Annotated in this window: 26 protein-coding genes; 10 read left to right on the top strand and 16 right to left on the bottom strand. The window is 63.5% G+C overall.

Going from position 1 to position 25526, the window contains the following annotated elements; all coding sequences use genetic code 11:
- The 9 genes from V5A19_RS10360 to zapD all read left to right on the top strand — a co-directional run.
- Positions 1–634, top strand: a 634-nt coding sequence (locus V5A19_RS10360) for a shikimate dehydrogenase family protein (protein WP_443081452.1), incomplete at its 5' end; no start/stop codon positions are given.
- Positions 635–662: 28 nt separating this feature from the next.
- Positions 663–1898, top strand: a complete 1236-nt coding sequence (locus V5A19_RS10355) for a type II secretion system F family protein (protein ID WP_332319465.1) — start codon at positions 663–665, stop codon at positions 1896–1898.
- 10 nt (positions 1899–1908) lie between these two features.
- Positions 1909–3537, top strand: a complete 1629-nt coding sequence (locus tag V5A19_RS10350; RefSeq protein WP_332319464.1) for a sensor histidine kinase — start codon at positions 1909–1911, stop codon at positions 3535–3537.
- On the top strand, positions 3509–4870 hold the full coding sequence (locus V5A19_RS10345) for a sigma-54-dependent transcriptional regulator (protein WP_332319463.1): 1362 nt from the start codon (positions 3509–3511) through the stop codon (positions 4868–4870). The genes V5A19_RS10350 and V5A19_RS10345 overlap by 29 nt, the downstream gene beginning before the upstream one ends.
- A 52-nt stretch (positions 4871–4922) precedes the next feature.
- A complete protein-coding gene (locus tag V5A19_RS10340; RefSeq protein ID WP_332319462.1) occupies positions 4923–5744 on the top strand; it encodes a prepilin peptidase in 822 nt (273 codons plus the stop codon).
- Complete coding sequence (locus V5A19_RS10335; RefSeq protein ID WP_332319461.1) at positions 5711–6202, top strand: hypothetical protein; 492 nt, start codon at positions 5711–5713, stop codon at positions 6200–6202. The genes V5A19_RS10340 and V5A19_RS10335 overlap by 34 nt, the downstream gene beginning before the upstream one ends.
- On the top strand, positions 6171–6824 hold the full coding sequence (gene coaE, locus V5A19_RS10330; RefSeq protein WP_332319460.1) for a dephospho-CoA kinase: 654 nt from the start codon (positions 6171–6173) through the stop codon (positions 6822–6824). The genes V5A19_RS10335 and coaE overlap by 32 nt, the downstream gene beginning before the upstream one ends.
- The gene (locus tag V5A19_RS10325) at positions 6821–7402 is read left to right on the top strand and encodes an ATP-binding cassette domain-containing protein (RefSeq protein WP_332319459.1); all 582 of its coding nucleotides are present in this window, start codon (positions 6821–6823) and stop codon (positions 7400–7402) included. The genes coaE and V5A19_RS10325 overlap by 4 nt, the downstream gene beginning before the upstream one ends.
- Complete coding sequence (gene zapD, locus V5A19_RS10320) at positions 7390–8145, top strand: cell division protein ZapD (RefSeq protein WP_332319458.1); 756 nt, start codon at positions 7390–7392, stop codon at positions 8143–8145. Before V5A19_RS10325 ends, zapD begins: the two co-directional genes overlap by 13 nt.
- 615 nt (positions 8146–8760) lie before the next feature.
- Here the strand turns inward: zapD and ccoS are convergent.
- From ccoS to V5A19_RS10260, 12 genes are all read right to left on the bottom strand, one after another.
- Positions 8761–9003 (bottom strand): cbb3-type cytochrome oxidase assembly protein CcoS, encoded by a 243-nt coding sequence (gene ccoS, locus V5A19_RS10315; protein WP_332319457.1) that lies wholly within the window; start codon positions 9001–9003, stop codon positions 8761–8763.
- Between the two features lie 10 nt (positions 9004–9013).
- The gene (locus tag V5A19_RS10310) at positions 9014–11497 is read right to left on the bottom strand and encodes a heavy metal translocating P-type ATPase (protein WP_332319456.1); all 2484 of its coding nucleotides are present in this window, start codon (positions 11495–11497) and stop codon (positions 9014–9016) included.
- The gene (locus V5A19_RS10305) at positions 11494–12024 is read right to left on the bottom strand and encodes a FixH family protein (RefSeq protein ID WP_332319455.1); all 531 of its coding nucleotides are present in this window, start codon (positions 12022–12024) and stop codon (positions 11494–11496) included. Before V5A19_RS10305 ends, V5A19_RS10310 begins: the two co-directional genes overlap by 4 nt.
- Before the next feature lie 9 nt (positions 12025–12033).
- Positions 12034–13449, bottom strand: coding sequence for a cytochrome c oxidase accessory protein CcoG (ccoG, locus tag V5A19_RS10300; RefSeq protein WP_332319454.1), 1416 nt, complete (start codon positions 13447–13449; stop codon positions 12034–12036).
- Between the two features lie 173 nt (positions 13450–13622).
- Positions 13623–14489, bottom strand: coding sequence for a cytochrome-c oxidase, cbb3-type subunit III (gene ccoP, locus V5A19_RS10295; RefSeq protein WP_332327785.1), 867 nt, complete (start codon positions 14487–14489; stop codon positions 13623–13625).
- On the bottom strand, positions 14479–14724 hold the full coding sequence (locus V5A19_RS10290) for a cbb3-type cytochrome oxidase subunit 3 (protein ID WP_332319452.1): 246 nt from the start codon (positions 14722–14724) through the stop codon (positions 14479–14481). The genes ccoP and V5A19_RS10290 overlap by 11 nt, the downstream gene beginning before the upstream one ends.
- Positions 14725–14761: 37 nt before the next feature.
- Positions 14762–15514, bottom strand: a complete 753-nt coding sequence (gene ccoO / locus V5A19_RS10285) for a cytochrome-c oxidase, cbb3-type subunit II (protein WP_332319451.1) — start codon at positions 15512–15514, stop codon at positions 14762–14764.
- Between the two features lie 76 nt (positions 15515–15590).
- The gene (gene ccoN, locus V5A19_RS10280) at positions 15591–17051 is read right to left on the bottom strand and encodes a cytochrome-c oxidase, cbb3-type subunit I (RefSeq protein WP_332327784.1); all 1461 of its coding nucleotides are present in this window, start codon (positions 17049–17051) and stop codon (positions 15591–15593) included.
- 353 nt (positions 17052–17404) lie between these two features.
- Positions 17405–18328, bottom strand: coding sequence for a heme o synthase (cyoE, locus tag V5A19_RS10275; RefSeq protein ID WP_332319723.1), 924 nt, complete (start codon positions 18326–18328; stop codon positions 17405–17407).
- Positions 18329–18384: 56 nt separating this feature from the next.
- A complete protein-coding gene (locus V5A19_RS10270) occupies positions 18385–19380 on the bottom strand; it encodes a COX15/CtaA family protein (protein WP_332319722.1) in 996 nt (331 codons plus the stop codon).
- 3 nt (positions 19381–19383) lie between these two features.
- The gene (locus V5A19_RS10265; RefSeq protein WP_332319721.1) at positions 19384–20013 is read right to left on the bottom strand and encodes an SCO family protein; all 630 of its coding nucleotides are present in this window, start codon (positions 20011–20013) and stop codon (positions 19384–19386) included.
- Complete coding sequence (locus V5A19_RS10260; RefSeq protein ID WP_332319720.1) at positions 19991–20740, bottom strand: SURF1 family protein; 750 nt, start codon at positions 20738–20740, stop codon at positions 19991–19993. Before V5A19_RS10260 ends, V5A19_RS10265 begins: the two co-directional genes overlap by 23 nt.
- A 75-nt stretch (positions 20741–20815) precedes the next feature.
- On the opposite strand from V5A19_RS10260, the gene V5A19_RS10255 reads away from it, so the two are divergent.
- Positions 20816–21031: a twin transmembrane helix small protein gene (locus V5A19_RS10255; protein ID WP_332319719.1), complete on the top strand. Its 216-nt coding sequence runs from the start codon at positions 20816–20818 to the stop codon at positions 21029–21031.
- Positions 21032–21109: 78 nt separating this feature from the next.
- Here V5A19_RS10255 and V5A19_RS10250 read toward each other — a convergent pair whose 3' ends face one another.
- The 4 genes from V5A19_RS10250 to V5A19_RS10235 form a co-directional block, all read right to left on the bottom strand.
- Entirely contained in the window at positions 21110–21976 is an 867-nt protein-coding gene (locus V5A19_RS10250; RefSeq protein WP_332319718.1) for a cytochrome c oxidase subunit 3, read from the bottom strand.
- 223 nt (positions 21977–22199) lie between these two features.
- The gene (gene ctaD / locus V5A19_RS10245; RefSeq protein ID WP_332319717.1) at positions 22200–23771 is read right to left on the bottom strand and encodes a cytochrome c oxidase subunit I; all 1572 of its coding nucleotides are present in this window, start codon (positions 23769–23771) and stop codon (positions 22200–22202) included.
- 53 nt (positions 23772–23824) lie between these two features.
- Positions 23825–24655 carry a cytochrome c oxidase subunit II gene (coxB, locus tag V5A19_RS10240; protein ID WP_332319716.1) on the bottom strand — a complete coding sequence of 277 codons (831 nt, stop codon included), beginning with the start codon at positions 24653–24655 and terminating at the stop codon, positions 23825–23827.
- Positions 24656–24706: 51 nt separating this feature from the next.
- The gene (locus V5A19_RS10235; RefSeq protein ID WP_332327783.1) at positions 24707–25210 is read right to left on the bottom strand and encodes a DUF2244 domain-containing protein; all 504 of its coding nucleotides are present in this window, start codon (positions 25208–25210) and stop codon (positions 24707–24709) included.
- Positions 25211–25526 lie beyond the last annotated feature (316 nt).

The raw sequence follows: 25526 nt of genomic DNA, 5'->3' as shown, positions 1-25526 counted from the left end.
GGTATTCCGCCTCCTGGAGCACCTCGAGCCCGCTGCCCGAGCCATCGGCGCGGTCAACACCGTCATCAACCGCGACGGCGAGCTGGTGGGGGACAACACCGACGCCAGGGGCTTCCTGGCGGACCTCGAGGCGCAATTCCTGGATGCCGCGTGGAAAGACCGCCCGGCACTGGTTCTGGGTGCCGGCGGCGCCGCCCGGGCGGTGGCGTTCGCCCTGGGCGAGGCCGGCCTGCCGGCGGTGACCATCGCCAACCGCACCGCCACCAAGGCCGAGGCTCTGGCAGCGGAGCTGCTGCCGGCCACGGGCCGCGCAACTGACCTGGCGCCCGGCAACCTGGATGCGGCCGCCGCCAAGGCCGGCCTGATCGTCAACACCACCAGCATGGGCCTCGCCGATGAGACCATCCCCGGCCTGGATCTGGCCCGGGCCAGTGCGGAGGCGGCGGTTTACGATCTGATCTACAACCCGCCGGAGACGCCGCTGCTGGCCCAGGCGCGGCAGCGGGGGTTAGCCGCTGCCAACGGGCTTGGTATGCTCGTCCGCCAGGGCGCGATCAGCTACGAGCTTTGGACGGGCCAGGCCCCACCGGTGGCACCCGTGATCGAGGCACTTAAACCGGCCTTCGACGACTAGAACCCGGCTGCAGGCGAGGACAGCAACCATGGCCGAAGCCAAGGCACAAAAGAAGCCCGAACCGATCGAATTCCAGTGGAAGGGCCGGGATCGCCAGGGACGGGCCCAGAAGGGGGAAATCGAGGCGGTCTCCTCGGAAGCCGCCACCGCCTCCCTGCGCCAGCGGGGCATCATCCCTTCCCGGGTGAAGAAGAAGCCCCAGCCCCTGTTCCAGAAACGGGCCAAGATCAAGACCCAGGACATCGTGGTCATGACCCGGCAGCTATCTACCATGATCGACGCCGGGCTCCCCCTGGTGGAGGGCTTCAAGCTGATCGCCCAGGGCAGCGACAACCCGGCCATGCGCAAGGTAATGAATCAGGTGGCCTCGGACGTGGAAAGCGGCCAGCCCCTGACCGAGGCCTTAGCGGCCCACCCCCACGTCTTCGACGAGCTCTACGTGAACATGGTAAAGGCCGGCGAGCAGGGCGGGATCCTGGATACCGTGCTCGACCGCCTGGCGACCTATCTGGAGAAGACCGAGGCCCTGCGCGCCAAGGTCAAGTCCGCCATGTTCTATCCCGTGGCCGTGATTGTGGTGGCGTTTCTGGTCACAGCCGTCCTCATGATCTTCGTCATACCCAAGTTCGAGGAAATCTTTGCCGGTTTCGGCGTCGACCTGCCCGGGCCCACGGTCTTTGTGATGGAGATGTCACGCAGCTTCCGGGCCAACTGGTATCTGATCTTCGGCGGCATTATCGCCGCTTTCTTCGCCTTCAGGACGGCCTACCGCAAGCACGAGGGCTTCCACCGGCAGGTGGACAAGTACGTCCTGCGCCTGCCGGTTTTCGGGGAGATCGCCCTGAAGGCCTCGATCGCGCGCATGACCCGTACCTTCGCCACCCTAAGCGCCGCGGGTGTGCCCCTGCTGGATATCCTGGACACGGTCAGCCGTACCGCCGGGAACAAGGTGGTCCAGGAGGCCCTGCAGAGCACCCAGCAATCCGTGGAGCAGGGCCAGCGCCTCTCCGAGCCCATGGCGGAGACCGGCGTCTTCCCGGTCATGGTGACGCAGATGATCGCTATCGGTGAGGAATCGGGGAGCCTGGAGACCATGCTCGCCAAGATCGCCGATTTCTACGAGCAGGAGGTGGATGCCGCCGTGGATGGCCTGACCGATCTGCTCGAGCCCATCATCATGGTGGTCCTGGGTGTGGTCCTGGGCGGGCTGGTGATCGCCATGTACCTGCCGATCTTCAAGATGGGGCAAGTTGTCGGGCAATAGGCCGGTCGGAATGACCGCCCAATGGACCCCCTCACTCGCCACCCTCCGGCGGGCGCTTCTCTATCGGGCGGGGCTGGGGCTCCTCCTGGCGCTGCTGGCAGCCACCTGGGGGGATTCACCGCCCCTGGACCGCCTCAGCCTGCTCGATGTCGGTGCCGCCATCGGCATTGTCGTCGCAACCGGCCTCGGGGTTCTGTATCGCCTCCGCACCGGGGGCCACCCTTACTGGCTGGGGTTTTCCCTGGTCGCCGGGGACTTTCTGGCCACCACCCTTTTGGTCTGGTTCTCCGGACCTATCGATGGCCCCCTGGTTTTCCTCTATCCCCTTGCCGTGGTCTCCACCAGCTTTCTGCTGGGGCCGGGGGCTTCTTATTATGGGGCGGCCATCGCCTTTATGCTGCAAGGCTCGGGGTACCTGGTCCTAGGGGGGCCGGACCTGGAGACCGCCGGTCAGGAGCTGGTCCTCAACGGGTTGCTGCTGGTGGCGCTGGCTGCCCTTTCCGACGGCTTGGCCAACCGGCTTCACCGCCACGAGGTCCGTGCCCAACGCCGGGACCGGGACGTCCGTACCCTTACCGACCTTGCGGAGCAGGTCCTGGAGCGGGTCGATTCCGGGCTGCTGGTTGTCGATGGTCGCGGTTATATCCAGCTCAGCAACCCCGAGGGCGAACACTTGTTGGGGGAGGTTAAGGACCCTGAGAATACCCACCTTGGCCACCGACTCCCTGCTCTTAATCGGCTATTCCGGGATTGGAAAGCCGATCAGGGGCCCGCAGGCGGCGAGCTAACCACCCTGATCCCAGAGGAGGAGGAGGAGCAAGTCTCCCATGTGGTTGCCTACCGCTTCACGCCCCTGGGTAGTCACGAGGGGGGCACCACCCTGATCCACCTCTACGACCTTACCGAAGCCCGCGAGCGCCAGCACGAGCAGGAGCGCACCGAGCGCCTGGCGGCTTTGGGCCGGCTTTCGGCCAATCTCGCCCACGAGATCCGCAACCCCCTTTCCGCCATCCAGCATGCCGGCCAACTGCTTGCCGAGAAGGGTACGGACACGCGCATGACCGGCATCATCCAGAAGGAAGCCGACCGGCTCAACGACTGGGTGGAGACCCTCCTCCACCACTTACGCCCGCCAACCGGCCAGGCCCGCACCCTTGAACTGGAACCGCTTGTGGCCAACGCCGCTCGTCTGTTAGGAAGCGAGGGGGACTCCGACGGAGGCGGCCGTTTGGATTGGGAAGTCCCTTCGGGCCTCACCGCCTGCATCGACGAAGGGCATTTGCAGCAAATCCTGTGGAACCTGGGCGTCAATGCCATCCGCCACGGGGGTACCGTGGATGGGGAGGGTTCTTGCATCCGCGCTCGGGCCATAACCTCCGGGGCCACACGCATCGAAATACTCGACCGCGGTCCGGGTATCCCCGTGGGCAAGCGCGAGCAGGTATTCGAGCCTTTCTATACCACCGCAGCCCGTGGTACCGGGCTGGGATTGGGGCTGGTGCGCGAGCTTGTCGAGGCCAATAACGGTATAATCACCATCGAGGACCGCCCCGATGGGGGGGCCTGTATCGCTGTTGAGCTGCCCACGCAATGCCACGGAGGGGGTAAGCTTGAATTCGACTCTTCTGATTGTCGATGATGAGCCCTCCATACGCGAGCTCATTCGCCTGACTGTGGAGCCGCTCGGCTTCCAGCCCCAGGAGGCCGCTAGCCTCGCGGAAGGAGAAGGATTGCTCCGCGACGATCCCCCGGATCTAATCCTCACCGATCTGCGGCTTCCCGATGGAGACGGCATGACCGTGGTCAAGCGGGCCGCCGAGCTGGAACCGCCGCGGCCGGTGGCGGTAATCACGGCCTACGGCACCCCGGAAAATGCCGTGGAAGCCATGCGAGAAGGCGCCTTCGATTACCTTTCCAAGCCCATCGATACCAACCGACTGCGCTCGCTGGTCCAGCACGGCTATAATCTGGTGGATACGGCAGGGTCATCGCCCAGCCCCCTGGATGGCGACCTGGTTGGCCAAAGTCCGACCATGCAGCGCGTCCGAGGCCAAGTGGCCCGAGTTGCCCGTAGCGAGGCCCCGGTTCTCGTCACGGGGGAAAGCGGTACCGGCAAGGAGCTCGTGGCCCAAGCGGTGCACAGCGCCAGCCCCCGTGCGGCCGGCAATTTCGTTCCGGTGAACTGTGCCGCCATTCCCGAGCACCTGATCGAGAGCGAGCTCTTCGGCTACCGCAAGGGGGCGTTCACCGGTGCCAATGCGGACAAGAAGGGCCTTTTTCAGGAAGCCTCGGGGGGCACCTTGTTCCTCGACGAGGTGGGCGATCTGGGCCTGTCGGTTCAGGCCAACCTGCTGCGCGCCCTCCAGGAACGGGCCATCCGTCCCCTCGGGGCCACCCGCGAGGTTCCTATTGAAACCCGCATCCTGGCCGCTACCCACCGCGATCTATCCCAGGAAGTGGCCAACGGTCGGTTCCGAGAGGACTTGTTTTATCGCCTGGACGTTCTCCAGGTTCACATCCCCCCGTTGCGCGAGCATCCCGAGGATATCCAAGAAATCGCCGCCGCCTTGCTCGCGCGGCGTCACCGTCGCCAGAGCGATCCGCCGCCACCGACCCTGAGCCAGGGGGCCCTGGAACGTCTTAGCCGAATGCCCTTGCGGGGCAATGTCCGGGAGCTGGAAAACGTACTGGAGCGGGCCCTCAGCCTTACCGAAGGGGGCACAATTCCCGCCGAGGCAATCCAGGGATGTCGGGGGGAAGCCGACGAAGTCCCCGGAATGGAAGCTGAGGAGGTGGCGTCGCCCGAAAACATCGGCGAATTTCATATTGACCACCATCTCGCCGACATCGAGCGCGGTTTCATCCGGGAGGCCCTCAACGCCGCCAACGGCAACAAGACCTTGGCCGCCCAGCGGCTCGGCATTAGCTTGCGCTCGCTTCGTTACCGGATCCAAAAACTGGGATTGGAATGAGTCCTGCCGGGCTATGCCGGGCGCTTCGACCCGGGACCCGCAGCCGGTGGTAATGCCCGAAACCGTCATATTGGCAACCGCGGCCGCCGCACTGGGCCTTATCGTTGGCAGCTTCCTGAATGTCGTGGCCCATCGCTTGCCTCGGGGCCAATCCCTGCTATACCCGCCTTCGGCCTGCCCTCACTGCGGGCAACGGGTGCGCCCTTGGCATAACGTCCCGGTGGCCAGCTACCTGTTCCTGCGGGGTCGCTGCCGCAATTGTGGCGCCCCGATCGGCCGCCACTATCCCCTTACCGAGGCGGCAACCGGCCTGATAAGCGGCATAACGGCCGGCGCCATCGGTTTGACACCCTTTCTGCTGCCGGGCCTGATCTTTGCCTGGACTCTGATCGCACTGACTCGGATCGACCTCGACCTGCAGCTCCTTCCGGATAGGCTCACCCTTCCTTTGGCCGGATTGGGATTGGCCCTGAGCGTGGTGGGGATTTGGGTTCCGGGGCTGATCGGCTGGCAGGGTCCCGGCCTGCCACCGCCGCTGGGGTCCCTGCTGGGCTTGGCCCTGGGCTACGGCCTTCTGTTTGCCACCGGCTGGGCCTATGCCGCAGCCACCGGGCGAGAAGGCCTGGGAGGCGGCGACCTCAAGCTCCTGGGGGCCCTTGGTGCCTGGGTCGGGCCCGTCGCGGTAGTCCTTGCCTTGTTTGTGGCCGCCCTTCTGGGTAGCCTTATCGGTGGTCTGATCATTCTTCTGCGGGGTGGCGGCCGCCACCTGGCCATTCCCTTCGGACCCTTCCTCGCTGCGGGGGGATGGGCCCTGCTGCTCTGGAAGGACACCCTGATCCGATGGTATTTCGGCTTATCGGGCTTATCGGGCTAACCCTGCTACCCCTGGCCGCAAGCGCCACGGAACCGGCGCTTCATCAGGCGCTGGGCGATTGGCTGGCCGACGAGGGTGCGGGCGGGACGCATTTCGAGCCCCAACAAGCCACCCCGGGCACTCCCGATAATCCGCCGCGCTGGCTCCTGCATCCGGATGAAGCCGATGCCCTCAATCGGATCCTGCTCCAACGCGGCATCTTCCCTGAGGCGGTCGGCCTGGACTGGCGTGAGGAGGTGGGGGCGGTCTTGGTGTTCGGCGCCCGCCATCCGGGCGAGGGGGTTCGCTTGCTGGTCGACCGTGACCGCCAGCGACCGGTGGAGCTAGAAACCGACCACGGCATCCGCTGGCGCTTTTTGGACTACCAGTCCAAAGCCGGGCGACCCACCGGACTCCCCGATCGCGTCCTTCGGTTGGACGCCGACGGTGAGCAGACCCTCTACACCCCTTCCCGCTGATATGCTCCACGTCGGCCTAACCGGGGGCATCGGTGCCGGCAAGTCCAGTGTCAGTGAAGGCTTCCGCGAGCGCGGTGCCCACATCCTGGACGCCGACCAGCTTGCCCGGGAGCTTACTGTTCCCGGTTCGGAAGCCCTCGCCGAGATTATCGAGGCCTTCGGCCGCAACGTCCTGGACGACGAGGGCGGGCTTTGCCGTGGCCGCTTGGCCGAGCGCGTCTTCGCGGACGCCGGTGAGCGCCAGCGTCTGGATGCCATCCTCCACCCCCGCATCAACGCCCTCGAAAAGGATCGGACCGCGGTCATCGGCGCCCACAATCCCCATGCGTTGGTCATCTACGAAGCCCCCCTGCTGCTTGAGTCGGGCGCTGACCGCCAGGTCGAGCGCATTCTGGTGGTCGATCTTCCAGAAGAGCTCCAAGTGGAGCGGGCCATAGCTCGCGGCAATCGGAGCGCCGATCAGGTGCGTGCCATCATGGCGTCCCAGTGCAGCCGCCGGGAGCGGCTGAGGCGTGCCCACGACGTGATCGACAACAGCGGCCCATGGCAGGCAACCGCCCGCCAGATTGACGCTTTAATGGCCCATTACCGCACTCTGGCGGCCAACGGGTATCCGTCATGACCGTGCTGCGCTTCGCGGGGGCGGGCTTTCCCCCCCTGGATGGGATGGACCTGAGCGTGGGGGCAGGGGAGCGACTTTGGCTTCAGGGGCCTTCCGCGACGGGTAAGACCCTGGCGCTTTATCTGGCTGCCGGACTGCTTAACCCCCGTTCCGGTTCGGTAACCGTCGGCGACGAGCCCCCACGGCCTGGCAGGGTGGCCATGCAGTTCCAGAACCCCGATTATCAGCTGCTGGCCGCCACGGTCAGGACCGACGTCCAGCTCAATGCCACCTCCGAGGAAACGGCGGAGGCCGCCCTGGACATCACTGGGTGTAAATCTCTGGCCGACGCCGCCCTTCCGGGCCTTAGCCCGGGTCAGCGGCGTCGAGCCGCCCTGGCCGGCGTGCTGGCCGCAGCACCTCCTTTGATCCTGCTGGATACCCCATTCGCCGGCATGGATCGGACCGAAGCCGAGGAGCTCTGGGCCGGCGTGCGGACCTTTGCGGCAGGGCGCGCCCTGGCTATCCTGGCAACCGGGCCAGCGCCGGTGTCCGAACCCGAAGAAACCACCGTGGAGGTGGCCCAATGGCACAGTTAAACGGCTGGCCGGCCAAGGTCTTGGAGCATCCCATGAGCCCCACCGCTGCCGGCCTGCTGACCCTGGAGCGGGCGGCTGCGGTGCTGGACCAGGCGGAAAACGAGACCACACCGGAACGCTGCCACCGCGCAGCCGAAGGCCTTGCGGCGCAGCTGGATGAGCTGGCCCCCGAAAGGTTGGGTGAGGATCTCGCCCGAGAAATCCGCCGCTGGATCGAATACCTCGACGGGCTGGCCCACCGCGACGGCGTGGACGCCCAGAAGGTGGAGCGGCTGCGCTCGCTGCTGGAGCAGCTGGAACGGCGTCTTCAGGAAGACTGGGGCGATTATTTCCAACGGCTCACCCATGACCCTTGGCTGGCGGCCTATCGCCCCGGTTCGGCGGAGGACCCCGGCTTCCGGCCCGAGCCGTTCGCCTGGGCCATCCTGGGTCCGGAAGAGTCGGGCACCCGGTTGGCCCGTTGGCGGGAGGGGCTCGCCCCCATGCGCACCGCTGCCGAAACCGGCCTACGGCTTATGCGGGATGCCCTACACCGCAAGCGGGTGGACTGTCCCCCGCAAGGGTATTCACTGGAGCTGCCCGGTGAGCACGCCAGCGGGTTGGTCAGGGTGGAAGACTTCGGTAAGTATATCCCGGAGCTCCGGCCGGAGGGCAACGGACTTCGGCTGCGCTTCCGGCAGCCGGTGGAGCTGGTCCCGGTAACGGAGCCGGTACCAGCCACCCTGGGCTGGTTTACCCTTTAGGGCCGCATGCCCCTTGTTTGACCCCTCCGCTTCGGGGAAAGCGGTCAAGTTGGCCCGACCCTGACCTACGTCCTCCGGCTGGACTGAACGGATGCGGCCGAATACCCCGTCTACGGCTCTTCCACCTACCCGGTATACACCGCCGGCCACCGGGTCCATGCCGTCACACTGGATGCCCTATCTGGGTGCGCTTCTGCTCACCAAGCCGGCTGGAGACGGGTGCACGCATAGCCTTCGTCGCCTGCTCGCTGTTCACCCGATTTCCGCAACCAGGGGCCTCGTGACCATCGGGTCCAAGGCGGAAATGGAACGGCTTGGGCCCTATTGCGAGACTTACGGCCCCGCAACCCGCCAATTCCGGTGCCTAGCGTGAAAAGGCCGGCCCCGAAGGGCCGGCCTTTTCACGGTTTGTGCGGGAGACGTCTACGGTGATCCTTACGCCGTTTTTAGGCGCCGATCATTACTGAGAAGAAGCTGACGTAGCTGACGACTACCAGGAGAATGACGATGCCCAGGGTGATGCGGCTGTGGTCCATGGCTATGTCTCCGGAAATTTTTGAACAAGGCGATGGGGTGTGGAAACAAGCTTTAGCTTATAACCATTTTCGAATTTATTCAATACCGGTCCCTTTTGGCGCCTGCATCTTCACCGGTGTCCTCCGATCCGGTGTCCTCTTCCGGCTGATCCTGGTCCGGCTGGTTGAAGGGGATTCGGGGGTCATCCTCGTCGTGGAGGATGCGATAGGCGGGGCCTTCGAGATCGTCGAACTGACCGCTTTTGATGGCCCAGATCAGGGCCCAGACGGCGAAGGCGAGAAGGATCAGAACCACCGGTATAAGGAGGAAGAGGGTTTCCACAGATTCCTCCTCAGGGGCTCGGCGCCGGAACGAGGTTGGGCCTCTCCACCGGCTTGGAACGCCAGCGGGAACGCTGGCGGCGCAGACGAAGGGCGTTGCCCACCACTATCAGGCTGGAGGCGGGCATGAGGATAGCGGCCAGCCAAGGGGCCACCCAGCCCAAAGCCGCCAAGGGGACCGCGAGGCCATTGTAGCCGAAGGAGAGGTTGAGGTTCTGACGAATGTTGGCCAGGGCCGCCGAGGCCACCCGGGCCGTCTCCTCGATCCGCTCCAGACGGTTGGACAACAAAACAAAATCGGCCGAGGCTCGAGCCGCCTGCACCCCGGCCCCCATAGCGAAGGATACCTCCGCCCCCGCCAGCACCGGACCATCGTTCAGGCCGTCGCCAACCACGGCAACCACCTCCCCCGCTGCCTGCCAGGCCCGCACCCGCTCCAATTTGGCCTCCGGGCCCTGGCCGGCGTGGACCTCCTCGATTCCCACCCTCTCCGCCAGGGTGGCCGCCGCTCGAAGGCTGTCCCCCGTTACCAGGGTGGGATGCCAACCCCGCCGGCGCATCGCGGCCACCGTGGCCTCCGCCTCGGGGCGGAGCTCGTCCGTCACGGCGAACACAGCCTGCCATCCTTGCTCGTTGGCCAAGCCCACCACCGTCTCGCCACGGCCGGCCATGGTCTCGGCCGCATTCGCCAGATCCACCGGGGGCTCGCCGGCCTGCCGGCGCACCCAGTCCCACGCACCGACCCAGTGGATAAGCTCGTTCAGGGTGCCTTTTACCCCGAGGCCCGGGTAATTTTCGGCGTTCGTTACCGCCTGAGGTGTGCCATCCTCCGCCTCCGCCACCAGGGCCTGCGCCACCGGATGCTCCGACACGGCCTCCAGAACAGCCGCTGTGGCCAGCGCTCCTTCTTCGCCCCGCCAGTCGGCCAGGTTTAGCCGGCCCCGGGTCAGGGTTCCGGTCTTGTCCAAGACCACCCGGTTAACCTGGCCAAGGGTTTCCAACGCCTCGCCCCGGGCCACAAGAACCCCCCGCTTGGCGAGCTCGCCCGTGGCCACCACCAGGGCCGTGGGCGTAGCCAGCGCTAGAGCACAAGGGCAGGTAACGATCAGCAAGGCCACCACGATCCAGAAGGCCCGCTCCGGATCGATCAGCCACCAGGCCCCGCCAACCGCGGTAGCAACCGCCAAAAGGCCCCATACGAACCAGCGCGATGCCTGCTCCGCCCGCCGGGCGATGCGCGGTCTGGCAGCCTGGGCCTCCTCCAGGAGTTTCAGGATGCCGGAAACGAAGGTCTCCTCGCCAACGCGCTCCACGGCCAGGGTCAGCGGGCCTTCGCCGTTGGTGGTCCCGCCCAGGACGGTTTGACCCGGGCCGCGGTGGACCGGCGTATATTCCCCGGTCAGCGCCGACTCGTCCAGGGCGGAATGGCCCTCAACCACCGTGCCGTCCACGGGAACGGCCTCACCCGGAATCACCCGGACCCCGTCGCCTCTGCGGAGCTCCCCCACCGGGACCCAAGTGGTGCCGCCGTCCGCCTCCAGCCGCCGGGCCATGGTGGGGACCAGCTTGGCCAGGGTCTCGTTGGCCTCGGCAGCCCGCTTGCGGGCATTCATCTCCAGCAAGCGGCTGGTGAGCAGGAACAGCACGAACATGCCCATGGTTTCGAAATAGACATCGCCCCGGCCGGTCACCGTGGCCCAGGTGGATGCGGCGAAGGTCAGGCCCAGGGCCAGGGCAACGGGGATGTCCATGCTGCCCTGGCGGCGCCGCAGGGCCGACCAGGCTCCAGCGAAGAAGCCCCGACCGGAGTAGACCACCACCGGTACGGCCAAAGCGAAGGAGATCCAGCGGAAGAAATCCAGGTACCGCTCCTGAATGGGGTAGAAGTCGGCGGCGTAGAGGCCGACAGCGATCATCATCAGCTGCACGGTGGCCATGGCGGCCACCCCGATGCGCTTTAGCAGATCGCGGCGCTCCCGGGCAAGGGCGGCCTCACGTTGCTCGGGATCGTAAGGGTGGGCCGTGTAACCGATGGCTTTGAGGCGGGACAGGATCTGGGACAGGGTAATCCGGTCGGGGTTCCAGCGCACGCGGGCGCGGTGGGTGGTGTAGTTGACCTGGGCATCCACTACCCCTGGCGTCTGCTGAAGCTGGCGCTCGTTGAGCCAGACGCAGGCGGCGCAGGTGATGCCCTCCAGGATCAGGGAAGCCTCGCGGATCCCCTCAAGCTCCCGGACGAAGCTGCGCTGGACCTCTTCGCGGTCGTACAGCTCGGAAGCCTGGAGGCCCTGTGGAACGGGATCCTCCGGGCTGTCGGGGTATTCGGTCCGCTGCTGGTAGTAATCGCTCAAGCCTGCGGCATCGATGGCCTGGGCCACCGCCCGGCAGCCGGCGCAGCAAAACGAGCGCTTCCCACCGGCGACCCTCCCTTGCCACGGGTCCCCGGCCGGGAGCGGCAGGCCACAGTGGAAACAACCCTCGCTTGTCTGGTTCACTCCAGCGGCTCCTCCACCCACAGAAAGCGCTGGGCCCGATAACGGTGGCCGTTCTGGCGGACCATGGTGCGGATGGTCCAGTTACCGGGCTTGGCCAGGCGGACATTGCCCTCGTAACGCCCGCCACCCACATCGGCAAGGCGCACCCGTTGGTCCTGACGGGCTTTGACGTTGCGGACGAAGGAAACCCGAACGTCCGCCCCGGTAAGGGGCTTACCCTGGTCGTCCCGGACCACTACCTGCACCCGGAGCAGCTTGCCCACCAGAGGCAAGCTTTCGACTCGGGTAGCCAGTCGCCACCCCAGTTTTTCCTGCTTCTCCAGCTTTTCCGCGAACTGGTTGAACCGATCGTAGTTCTCAAAGTAGTTATGGACCACGGAACCGGGGTAGTCTTGCTGGGCCAGATACACCATGATCCCGCTGTAACCTAATACCGTTAGTGCAAAGACCACCCCCGCGGCGATCCAGAGCCGGACCACGCGGCGGGTCTTGCGCGCCTGCTGATCTTCCGGCCCATTCCCGGCCATGGCCGTCTCCTAAAGTTGGCGTTCGGGAACGAAGAAGGTGGCCCGGCCTTGGCGCACGATATTCTCCTGTCCTTCCGGTACATCGATACGCTCCGCCCGGAAGGTGAAGTGGGTGCGCTCGGCCTCCAACGGCTTGGGATCCACCCAGACATAGGCCTTCACCGTCAGGTTGTCCCCGGGATCGATCTCGAACTCCCTAAACCCACCTTGTATCTCGTAATCGGAATGGGGCAGTCCCGCCATACTCACCCGGTAGCGGTGCGCCTCCTGGTCCTTGTTGTTTACCCGGAGCTCGTAGACGTTCTTGATACGGCCATCGGGCTCCAGGATGTAATTGGGGTTGCGTACTTTGGCGACGTTTAGGTTCATCAGCGACTGGGTAGCGACGCTGTAAGCCAGTACCCCAATGGCTGCCACCAGGATTACCGCATAGGCTATGATCTTGGGCCGCAGGTGATGGGTCTTGCCGCCTTCCAGCTCGTTTTCCGACGTGTAGCGGATCAGCCCCTCGGGAAAGCCCTGGCTACGCATGATCGTATTGCATGCATCGATGCAAAGCCCGCAGGTAATGCACTGGTACTGTTGGCCTTCGCGGATGTCGATGCCGGTGGGACAGACCTTGACGCAATAGCCGCAGTCGATGCAGTCCCCGGCCCCTCGGGCTACTCGCTCCTCGTGGGATTCGCCCTTTGTGGGGGGCTGACGGCCCTTGGTGCGCTCCCCCCGGTTGTAGTCGTAGGCCACGATCAGGGTGTCATTGTCGAACATGGCCCCCTGGAACCGGGCATAGGGACACATGTAGGTGCACACTTGCTCGCGCGCCCAGCCCGCCATGGAATAGGTGGTAGCGGTCAACAGACCGGCGGTGAAGAAGGCTACCGTCGGGGCCTGGCCGGTAACGAATTCTGCCCATAGAGTGGGCGCGTCCCGGAAATAGAGGGTGAAGGTGATCCCTGTCAGCAGCGCCACCACCAGCCAGAGGGCGTGCTTACTGACTTTCTTGACCGCCTTTTCGGTCGTAAAGGGCTGTTTGTCCAACCGGATCCGCCGGGAACGCCCCCCTTCCACCCAGGCCTCGATCTTGAGGAAGACATCGGTCCACAGCGTCTGAAAGCAGAAATACCCGCAGAACACCCGGCCCGCCAGACTGGTAATGAAGAACAGGGCGACCGCCGCGATGAACAGCAACATGGACAGCCAGATGATGTCTTCGGGGGCGACCCGCAGGCCGAACAGGAAGAACTGGCGACCGGGAATGTCGAACAGCACCGCTTGACGGTCGCCCCAGCGCAGATAGGGAAGCAGGAAATAAACCCCGTAGGCCACTAACAAAATGACCCACTTCAGACGGCGGAAAAAGCCCCGCACGTTTTGCGGGTAGACCTTTTCGTGGGCAGCGTAAAGGCCTTCGGTTTGCTCTGCCATCGGAGTGCCTCTCGGAAAGGAGGGGCAAATTTATTAGGGTATACTAATAAAACGTAAGCAAGCCAGCGTTTCGACAAAGCCAACCGGAGAGAATTCCCTGCCCGCTAACAAGACAGGCCGGGCGAAGCCCGGCCTGTCTTGTTTGAGATCCCTACCGTCTAGGAGGGTACGGGCTACTGGCCACCCCCTAGGGAATGGACATAGGCCGCCAGGATCTTGATTTGGTCCCCCGAAAGGCGGTCTTCCCAGGCCGGCATCTCACCGCCGCGGCCTTTGGCGAGGGTCTCGAAGACGGTCGCCTTGTCGCCGCCGTACAACCAGATGGCATCGGTCAGATTGGGTGCCCCCAGAGTCTGGTTACCCTTAGCATCCCGCCCATGGCAGGCGTAACAGGCTGCCTCGTCACCTTGGAACAGCTCCTCACCCCGGGCTACCTTCTCGGGGTTGCCCTCGGCCCAGTCTTCGCCGGCCAGACTGCCCTCATACATGGCCAGGGCCTCGATCTGCTGCTCGGACAGCTTGTTCTCGTGACCAGGCATGTATCCGTTGCGACCCTTCACCAACGTCTCGTGGATATCCGAGGGCTTTCCCCCATAGAGCCAGGCGCCGTCGGTGAGGTTAGGATAATGGCCCTTCACGCCCTGGCCACCAGAGCCATGGCAGGGGGCGCAGTTGTCACCGAACAAGACCTTGCCGGAGGAATTGACGAAGTTCATGAGCTCGGGGTCATCCAGGATGGCCACCGGATTCTTCTGAGCGATCTGGCTCAAGGCTTCCTGGCGCTCTGGATAGAGTTGACCAGTTTCCACCTTTTGCAAAGTGTTATCCAGCTTGGCCCGCTTATTGTATTCCAAGACGCCCTGGGTGTAGGTATCCCCCACCGGCCAGGCTGGATAGAGGATCCAATAGATGACGGCGAAAACCACGGTTCCGTAGAACACCCAAACCCACCACTGGGGGAGGGGGTTGTTGTACTCGGCCAGGTCGCCGTCCCAGGTGTGCCCGGTTGTCTGGACCTTTTGCTCGTCGTTACTGGCCATCGTCGGAATTCCCCTTAGGCTGGTGGTGCCCCGCCGGCCCGGTCGATGCCTTTTCATCCTCCTCACCCTCGAGGGGGATGTACCGATAGCTGTCGAACCGCTCCTTGCGCCGCTTCCCGGTGAACACGTAGATGAGGATCGCGGTAAAGGTGGCGAAGAAGATCACCGTGGCGATCTGCCCCGCCTTTTGCATATCGGTTACGGCCTCGGCAAGCCAAGCCCAAATCTCAGTCATCGTTTGTACCCCGGGGCCGGTAGACCCGGGCCCATACTTAGGATTCGCCGTAACCCCGGGCCCGGCCCTGCTCCGGCTCGCTGTATTCGCTGAAGTCCACCATGGTCCCCAGGGACTGCATGTAGGCCACGATGGCGTCCATCTGGGTTAGCCGGTCCGGCTGGAGGTCGTAATTGCCGGCCTTGGCCTCGCTCCTGAGGGTTTCCTGGGCGTTCGGGATGTGGAGCTTCTGGGCCATGTCCTTACCCCAGCGCTCGACGTTGGTCTTGTAACGCTCGCCCTTCTCCTCGGTATAGGGGACACCGACGGTTTGGAGGGTCCGCATGCGGGCTTTCAGCTGGTCGGTTTCCAGCTCATTTTCCAGCAGATGGGGGTAATTGGGCATCACCGACTCCGGCACCACGGTCCGGGGATACCGAAGGTGCTGGACGTGCCACGCGTTGGAGTACTTGCCCCCGACGCGGGCCAGATCAGGCCCGGTCCGCTTGGATCCCCACTGGAAGGGGTAGGAGTACTGGCTCTCGGCGGCCAGGGAATAATGGCCGTACCGGATCTGCTCGTCCCGGAAAGGGCGTACCTGTTGGGAATGGCAGACATAGCACCCTTCGGCGACGTAGACGTCGCGGCCCCGCTGCTCCAGCGGGGTGAAAGGCCGAACGCTTTCTACGTCCTCCACTGTGTCGTCGATGTAGAACAGCGGAACGATCTGGACCAAACCCCCGACGCTGACCACGATCAGCGTGAGGATGGTCATCAGCCCGATGTTTTTCTCGATAGTCTCATGACGCATGGCGGCTTCCTTCCCCTAGCGCGCGAAATTCGGGCCGGGCGCAAATGCTTGCGTCCTCACCAGCTCCATTAGGCTGTTAGGCCCGGGCAGCGGCCGGCTGGGCCGCCTTGGCGTTGGCGATGGTCTTCCAGGCGTTGTAGGTCAGCAGGACCATGCCGGCGAGATAGAGCACCCCGCCGAAGGCGCGCATCACATAGAAGGGATGCATGGCTTCCACGGACTCCGCGAAGGTGTATACCAGGTTGCCGTAGTCATCGAAGGCTCGCCACATCAGCCCCTGCAGGATACCGCTGATCCACATGGCGACGATGTAGAACAGGGTGCCGAGGGTGGCCAGCCAGAAGTGCACGTTGGCCAGGCGCACGCTGTGCAGCTCGGTGTTCCACAGGCGCGGGATCAGATGGTACAGGGACCCGAAGGTGATCATGCCCACCCAGCCCAGGGCACCCGAGTGGACGTGACCGATGGTCCAGTCGGTGTAGTGGGACAGGGCATTGACGTTCTGCAGCGCCATCATGGGCCCTTCGAACGTGGACATGCCGTAGAAGGACAGCGCCACCACCATGAACTTGATCAACGGGTCGGTGCGCAGCTTCTCCCACGCCCCGGACAGGGTCATGATGCCGTTGATCATGCCGCCCCAGGAGGGCATCAGCAGCATGATGGAGAAGGTTGCGCCGAGGGTGGAGACCCAATCCGGCAGGGCAGTCCAGTGCAGGTGGTGGGGGCCGGCCCACATGTACAGGAAGATCAGGGCCCAGAAATGGATGATGGACAGGCGGTAGGAGTAGACCGGGCGGCCGGCCTGCTTGGGCACGAAATAGTACATCATGCCCAGGAAGGCGGCGGTCAGGAAGAAGCCCACGGCGTTGTGGCCGTACCACCACTGGGTCATGGCGTCCTGCACACCGGAGAACACCGAATAGGACCAGGGCGAGGTCCAGGCGATGGGGACCTGGAGGTTATTGAAGATGTGGAGCAGGGCGGTGGTGACGATGAAGGCCAGGTAGAACCAATTGGCCACATAGATGTGGGGTTGGTTGCGCTTCATGATGGTGCCGACGAACACCACGAAGTAGGCCACCCACACCAGCGCGATCAGGATGTCCACCGGCCAGGGCATCTCCGCGTACTCGCGGCTCTGGGTATAGCCGGTGACGTAGGAGATAACCGCCAGGACGATGATGGCCTGCCAACCCCAGAAGGTGAAGCTGGCTAGGCCGTCGCTGAACAGGCGGGCCTGGCAGGTACGCTGGACCACGTAGTACGAGGTTCCAATCAGAGCGGAGCCGCCGAAGGCGAAGATCACCCCGCTGGTATGCACCGGGCGCAACCGGCTGAAGTTGAGATACTCCGAGCTGCCGGTCAGGGCATACATGAGCTCGGGATAGGCCAGCTCCAGGGCAATAAACACGCCCGCTAACATCCCGACAATGCCCCAGACCAGCGTCATCACGGTGAACTGGCGTATAACGTGGTAGTTATAAGCCTCGTGAGTCGCTGCCTGGCCGGCGGTTGCTGATTGCGCCTGTGCCATGATCTCCCTCCGGGTGTTCTCAAGATGCATGCCGCCTGGACTCAACCGTGTCCCTGCCGCGGATCTTCCACACTACACGACTCTAGCTATCCTACCCGGGGACCCAAGGCCCAAGCAACACCATCCTCATATAAGAATATTACCCTTTAATTTTAATTAAACCTTACATGCCTCGCGGGAATATAGGTCCCTAACGGGTGCTGTCGAATCGGGCATTAATAACCGCCACCAGCGGTCTCGTGGTTGATCCCGATCAATTGACCGGCAGTTTTCGGCTCGGCCTGGGCGCAGCCTGATAAAAGGGCCGCACCGGGGTTCGGCCCTGATACCGCCGATGGCGGAGAGGCCGGGGTTCAGAAAACCAACCCCTGAAGCGGAGCGCGGTAATGGTCGGCGAACAGCGCGGCGAATAGGGCCATTAGATAGACGATGGAATAACCGAAGGTGGGCATGGCGAAGCGTTGATCGTCTCCCGTGACGTACAAGGCCACGGCGTACCCCATGAAGATCCCGCCCAGGATCACCGCGCCGGTCAAATACAGCCAACCGCTCATCCCGGTGGCAAACGGCAACAGGGTCACAAGCACCAGCACTACCGTGTAGAGCAAGAGGTGCAGGCGGGTCAGAGCCAGCCCATGGGTCACAGGAAGCATGGGGATATCTGCCTCGGCGTAGTCCTTGTACTTGGCGATGGCCAGAGACCAGAAATGCGGGGGTGTCCAGGCAAAAATGATCAAAAAAAGCAACAGGGCGTGGGGATGGAGGCTGCCGGTCACAGCCGTCCAGCCCAGGACAGGCGGTGCAGCCCCGGCGGCTCCACCGATAACGATGTTCTGGGGCGTCGCCCGCTTCAGGAAGACCGTGTAGATCACCGCGTAACCGATCAGGGAGGCGAAGGTTAGCCAGGCCGTAAGGGGATTGACCAGCCACGTTAGGACCGCCATCCCCACCATGCCCAGAGCGAAGGCGAAACCCAGGGCGCCCCACCGATTGAGGTGACCGGTAGGCAGAGGCCGCCCTTTGGTCCGGGCCATGACGGCGTCCACCTTCTGATCGATCACATGGTTGACCGCCGCTGCCGAGGCCGCTGAAAGGGCAATACCCAGGGAGCCGAATAAAAAGGCGTCGAGCGGGACCATACCGGGCGTGGCTAGAAACATGCCCACCATGGCGGTGAACACGATCAGGGCCACCACACGTGGCTTGCAGAGCTCGTAATATTCCCGCCATGGGAAGCGCGTGCTCGAGGCTACCCATTTTGCGATTGTCTGAGCCATTTTCGTCCCCTATGCGGATTCCGTTCCGCTCATCTTCGTTGCCGGCCGTCGAGACCTCAGGCCGCTGGTCCAACGGGTCGCAGCATGTGGTTAAGGGTTACCAGGGCCACCAGCAAAGCGGCAGCCAATGCATTGTGGGCAACCGCCACGGCCAAGGGCAGACCGAAAATTACATTGGCGATGCCCAGCCCCACTTGGGCCAGCACAAGAAGGGCCAAGGCCCCGCCCATGCGAACCGTGGGGCGTCCGGTTCGGGCACGCATCAGGGCCACTGCCACCGTTCCCACCACCAGGAGGGTCACGACGGCACCGAGGCGATGGGTCAGGTGAATAGCCGTTCGGGCGGGGTGGGTTAGGACACCCCCCTCGTAATCGATTCCCAGGCCGTGCCATAGGGTGAAGGCCTCACCAAAGTTGGTCGGGGGCCACCACTGGCCCTGGTAGCAGGCCGGGAATTCCGGGCATGCCAAGGCCGCGTAATTGGCACTGGTCCATCCCCCCAACGCGATTTGGGCGATCACCACCACTAGGGCGATAAGAGCCGCCTTGCGCCAAGCCGGGGAGGCTTCCCTGGCCGACAGCCACCAGCCGCCTCGCCTTAGAGCCACCCACCACAGAAGGGCCAGGGTGGCCATGCCCCCGAGCAGGTGGGCAGTAACCACCAACGGCTTGAGGAGCAAAGTCACCGTCCACATCCCCAGTGCTGCCTGGAACACCACAAGGGCCACCAGGAACAGCGGCAAGGTCGCGCTTTCCCCTGGTTGGTGGCGCCGTCGCCAAGCCCAGAACCCGAGGACGGCAATAACCAGGCCAAGTGTCCCGGCAAAATAGCGATGAATCATTTCCTTCCAGGCTTTACCCCGCTCTAGCGGCCGCTCGTAATCCCCGGGGACTGAGCCGCTCTCCGGGACCCCGATCTGGCCGTAGCATCCGGGCCAGTCGGGACAGCCCAGCCCGGCATCCGTCAGACGGACGAACGCACCGAGTACCACCACGGCGAAAGCCAGGACGGAGGCCGCTGCAGCCAGGTATTGGATGCCGATACGGGTCACGGTCTACCCAATGGTGGAGTGCTTCAGCAAGCTTTCAAGGTCCTCGATCAGGCCCTTCGCCCGGAATTCGGGGGCGTAACGCAGTACCAGATTGGCATGGGGATCGAGCACATAAACCCCCTCTAGGTCCTGGACCCGGGGATGACGAAAGCGGGCCATGTCTTTAGCGCTCCCCGTGGTCCGGGCCAAGTCGAGGTGGGGATGCTCCGACGCTAGGAAATCCCGGGCCTTCGCTGCGGGGACCCCATCCAGGGCCACGAACAGGCGCTGTACTCGGCCGATGTTTTTGCCCTGTGCCTTATGCGCCTGGCGGACCTTGTAGAGAGTCTGGCGACACGATTCCTGGCAGGCGCTGGATCCCATGACCACCACAGTCCATTTCCCGCGTAAATCCTCGGGCTCCATGGGCTCGCCATCGAGGGAAGCAAACGGCACTTTTGCCAGGGGCTCGACCTTTTCAAAAAGCTGGCCGTGCTGGCCCGAGGGCCCACTCGCCAGCCACCGATCCGCATTGGCGTAAAGCAGCACCGCGGCCAGCACCGGCCCCAAGAATACGACCAGAACCAGCGCCAGCTGCCAACGGCTGCCTTTGCGGCCATGAGGCGGCTCGTCATTCGCCGTGGGGGATCCCATGCTTATCTTTTCTCCGCTTGATGTTGACGGCCACGTAGATCACCAACAGCGTTGCGGCTAGCGCGAACCACTGGAAGGCGTAACCCAAATGGCGTTCCGGTCCGAACGGCACCGACGCCCCCCAGTCCCTTTGGAACCCCCCTGAAGCATCCGGATCCAATCGAATCACTTGGCTCCGCACCGGGTACCCCAGCTGTTTGCGGATCCGTTTTGGCTCCACATGCTGCACAATCTTGGGCCAGCTCTGATCCCCCCGGTCCGCCGGCCCCATCCGAATGCCAGTTTGAGGTGAGGATGCCAGCCCGCCGACCACCCGGACTGCTCCCTCCGGGGCGGGGACCTCTGGCAGATCGGAACGCCCCTCGCCCATGGGAACCCAGCCCCGGTTGACCAGGATAGCCCCGTCGCCATTGGCCAGCTTCAAAGGCGTGAGGACGTGAAAGCCGGGGCGGTTGTTCTGGATCCGGTTATCCAGCAGGAACTGGTGGTCGTCGTCGAACTTACCCCGAGCGACCACCCGGGTAAAGCGTTCCGCATTCCCCGACAGGACGGATTCAAGGGCCTGTGGGGGTGCGTCCCGGCGCTGTTGCCATTGGGCCAGCAAGGATCGCTTCTGTTCAGCCCGGTCCAGCTGCCATACACCTAGACCGATCAAAAAGGCCAGCAGCACCAGGGTGATCAAGGTGGGTAGCCCCCCGGGCCGAAAGTCATAGGCACCCAGCCTCATTGCCGCTTGCTCTGGGCATAACCCCCAAACGCGTTATACTGCCTCAAAATAACCATCCCTTCGCAGGGGACCCTAATGCTTACCAAAGCCTTTATCGTCCTGGTCCTCATCGGGATCCTGGCGAGCCTCGGCTCCGGCCTATTCTACCTGATGCGCGATCAGGGCTCCGGAGAGCGCACGGTACGCGCCTTGACCCTTCGCATCGGACTGTCTTTTGCCCTGTTCTTGCTCCTCATGGTCGCCAACTGGTCGGGTCTCATCTCGCCTCATCCCGCTGTCCCCGTCCAATAGCGGGATCTCCCGGAGCCTGACTAAAAAGGGCGCTGCCGCCGGCAGCGCCCCTTCCGGCGGCTTGCCATCTTTCCGGGCCTAGAGCCAGTAGACGAAGATGAACAGCCCCAGCCAAACCACGTCAACGAAGTGCCAGTACCAGGCCGCGGCCTCGAAGGCGAAATGGTTGTGGGGCGTAAAATGCCCGGCGATGGCTCGGCCCAGCATGACCAATAGAATGATGGCGCCGATGGTCACGTGCAGGCCGTGGAAGCCGGTCAGCATGAAGAAGGTGGACCCGTAGATCCCGCTCTCCAGGGTCAAGTTCATGTGCTTGTAGGCTTCCATGTACTCGTAGCCCTGCAGCGCCACGAACACCAGACCCAGCGCTACCGTTGCAACCAAGCCCCCGATGATTTTGAGCTGGTTCTGCTGCTTGATGCCCCAGTGAGCGATGGTGACCGTGACACCTGAAGACAGCAGGACCAGGGTGTTGATTGCCGGAAGACCCCAGGCCGGCATGGCGTCATAGCTGCCGCCGATGCCTGCCGGGCCGTTGGTAGGCCAGCCAGCAGTGAACCCTTCCCAGAGCAGGCGGTGAGTCCACTCCTCCGGTGCCGCCCCACCCAGCCACGGAACCGAAAGCACCCGGGCGTAGAATAGGGCGCCAAAGAAGGCGGCAAAGAACATCACCTCGGAAAAGATGAACCAGCCCATGCCCCAGCGAAAGGACATATCTTCCTGGGCGTGGTAGACCCCCTGCTGGTTCTCCCGGATGACCGTGCCGAACCAACCCACCAGCATCAGCGCCGTAATGATGCCGCCCACCACCATCAGTGTGGGGCCGATATCCGTCCCATTCAGCAGCGAGGCGAATCCCACCAGCAGGACGAACATGCCGATAGACCCGACGATCGGCCAATGGGTTTGATGGGGTACGTAATAGCCGCCGTGCGCTTGCGTCATTTGCCGTCCCTTTCTTGGGGCCTAGCCCGGACCAGGCCGGGCTAGCCCTTCAGGAAGAAAATGGCCACATAAAAGGCAATGGCAAGGCCGCCGAGCGCGATGGCTGTCCTTACGGCCGCCCTGCGGCGCTGCTGCAAATCCTCATCCATGACAATCATGGCCTTTTCCTGATGGTCGGCCTCTGCCGAGGCAGGCCCGCCCGTTTGGGCGGGGCCATTCTTTCCTACTTGACCTCGGGAGCCTCTTCAAAGGTGTGATAGGGCGCCGGGGAGGGCACCTGCCACTCCAGGCCCTTAGCGCCTTCCCACACTTCGTCGGTGGCCTTGGCGCCGCCGCGCACCGCCTTCCAGACGATATAGCCGAACAGCACCTGGGCAATACCGAAGCCGAACGCCCCCACAGTGGAGATCTGGTTCCACTGGGTGAACTGCAGGGCGTAGTCGGGGATGCGCCGCGGCATTCCCGCTAGGCCAACGAAGTGCTGCGGGAAGAACAGCACATTGACGAAGATGGCCGACAGCCAAAAGTGCCACTTGCCGAGAGTCTCGTCGTACATGTGGCCTGTCCACTTGGGCAGCCAGTAGTAGACCCCGGCGATGATGGAGAACAGGGCGCCCGGCACCAGCACGTAGTGGAAATGGGCCACCACGAAGTAGGTGTCGTGGTACTGGAAGTCCGCCGGGGTGATGGCCAGCATCAGCCCGGAGAAGCCGCCGATGGTAAACAAGATCACAAAGGCGATGGCGAACAGCATGGGAGTCTCGAAGGTCATGGAGCCCCGGTACATGGTCGCCACCCAGTTGAACACCTTCACCCCGGTGGGCACCGCAATGAGCAAAGTGGCGTACATGAAGAACAGCTCGCCCGCCAGGGGCATGCCCACGGTGAACATGTGGTGCGCCCACACGATGAAGGACAGGAAGGCGATACTCGCGGTGGCGTACACCATAGAGGTGTAGCCGAACAGCGGCTTGCGGCTGAAGGTGGGCAGGATCTGGGAAATGATGCCGAAAGCCGGCAGGATCATGATGTAGACCTCGGGGTGCCCGAAGAACCAGAAGATGTGCTGGTACATAACCGGATCACCGCCGCCACCTGCATTGAAGAAGCTGGTGCCGAAGAACTTGTCGGTCAACAGCATGGTTACTGCCCCGGCGAGCACTGGCATCACCGCGATCAGCAGGAAGGCAGTGATCAACCAGGTCCACACGAAAAGGGGCATCTTCATCAGAGTCATGCCCGGGGCCCGGAGGTTGAGGATGGTGGCGATGATGTTGATCGCCCCCATTATCGACGACAGCCCCATGAGGTGGATGGCGAAGATCAGGAAAGGCAAGGCCGCGCCGGTCTGCAGCACCAGCGGCGGGTAGATGGTCCAGCCCGATGCGGGCGCGCCACCCGGCATGAACAGGGTGCCCACCAGCATTACGAAGGCGAACGGCAGGATCCAGAAGGACAGGTTGTTCATGCGCGGCAGCGCCATGTCCGGCGCTCCCACCATCATCGGTACCTGCCAGTTCGCCAGACCCACGAAGGCCGGCATGATCGCTCCGAAGATCATGATCAGCCCGTGCATGGTGGTCATCTGGTTGAAGAATTGGGGGTCCACCACCTGCAGGCCGGGCTGGAACAGTTCGGTTCGGATGACCAGCGCCATCAGCCCGCCGATCATCAGCATAATGAACGCGGTCACCAGATAGAGAGTGCCGATATCTTTGTGGTTGGTGGTAAACACCCAGCGCAGGATCCCGCTGGGCGGTCCATGGTGCGTATCGTGCCCGACAGCCTCACTCATGCTTTACACCTCCCGATTATTGGGCGCCCGATCCGTCTCGGTCCGGAGCAGGTTCATTCGGCTTTCGCCACCTGGGAAGAGGTTTCCGCCTGCGCCGTCTTCCGCTGCTGCAGCCACTGCTGGTAGGCCTCCGGCGACTTGGCCTCCACCACAATGGGCATGAAACCATGGCCCCGGCCGCACAGCTCGGCGCATTGGCCCCGATACACCCCGGGCTCCTCGATTTTCACCCACATCTCGTTGACGAAGCCCGGAATGGCGTCCTTTTTCATGCCCAGGTCGGGTACCCACCAGGCGTGGATGACGTCCCCGGAGGTCAGGAGGAGACGAACCTTGGAATCCGCAGGCACCACCAGGCGGTTGTCCACTTCCCGCAGGTAATCGGAGTCTTTCTCCTGGCGGTCCTGGATTTGGTCGGTGGGAGTGGCCAGATTGCTGTAGAAGTCCACGTCCTCGTCCATGTACTGGTAGTGCCACTTCCACTGGTAGCCGGTGACCTTGACGGTCATGTCGGCTTGGGCGGTGTCCTCCATGGTAATCAGGGTACCTGTGGCGGGAATGGCCATGCCCACCAAGATAAGGAAGGGGATGATGGTCCAGATGATCTCCACCGTGGTGCTCTCATGGAACTGCGACGCCTCCGCCCCCTTGGATTTACGGAAGCGGATGATCGAGTAGATCATGGCGCCGAAAACCACGACACCGATAATGACGCAGATCCAAAGGATCAGCATATGGAGATCGAAGACCTCCTTGCTGATGGGTGTCACCCCCTTGGGCATATTCAGCGCGTCCCAGCCTGCGTAGGCAGGGCCGGCCGCCACCAGCGCCACAGCGCCCGTCAGCAGGGCCCGTAGCCGGCTTTTCAGGCGTAACGTGGACATACGCTCTCCTATTCCCGTGCTCCCGTTTATTGCCAATCCCACCTCGGACCCTTAGCCGCCGGTGCGGTCGAGGCCCTGACCCCTACCCAGAGCACGGGTCAGGTCCTCGCCGAGACGAGCCTTCTCCTGGTTCGTCAGGGCCGCGCCGACTTCCGTTTGACTACCGGACGCGCGTAGGTAGAGGTGGTCCTTGTCCATCTCCACCCGCCCCTGTTCGAGAACCACCCGGGCCCAAGCTCGGGGAAGCTCCACGCGCTCCTCGGGGCCCCGGCGACCACGCTGCACCACTATCCGGTCGCCCTCCATGGCAACCATCTCGATCCAGTTTAACCGGAGGAGAACCCAATAAAAGGCCCCGGTAAGGGCCAACAGCTCAGCGCCTGCAAAGGGCAGGACCGGCCAGCCACCCATCCACACCATGGGTGCAGCCGCGAGCAATACCACCGCCGATTGCAGCGCCAGGTAGCGTTTGGCCCCGCGCCAGCCCAGGGAACAGTTGGGACGGATCACGAACTGAGAGTCTCCGTCCTGTTGGACCTGTTCCACCGAGCCCACCGGCTTCTCCCTTCCTCGAGCCCCACCCCCAAGGGCGAGGCGATCTGAATCGGCCACTATCGTATGCGGTGTTGGCTGGCAAAACAATGGGCCTATTTCAAACTAGTCAGAAGTAAAGCTTGAATATTTTTAAATCAAAATATTAAAACATTAGCAAGTTAGGTTTTACTTTTATTTTCCCTCAACACCGAATTCCCTCTTTAGCAAACTCTAATAATTGCAACAAGTGCGGAGTCCAAGCCCTGATAGCTCAATAAATTTAGGCATCGGACCATCAGGTAGGACCTTGTTAAGGTTGCCTGATGGCCCAGAATCA

Source organism: Thiohalorhabdus sp. (assembly GCF_036628635.1).
GTDB lineage: Bacteria > Pseudomonadota > Gammaproteobacteria > Thiohalorhabdales > Thiohalorhabdaceae > Thiohalorhabdus.
The sequence above is the reverse complement of the archived record's forward strand: the minus strand, read 5'-3'. Positions and strand labels throughout refer to the sequence as shown.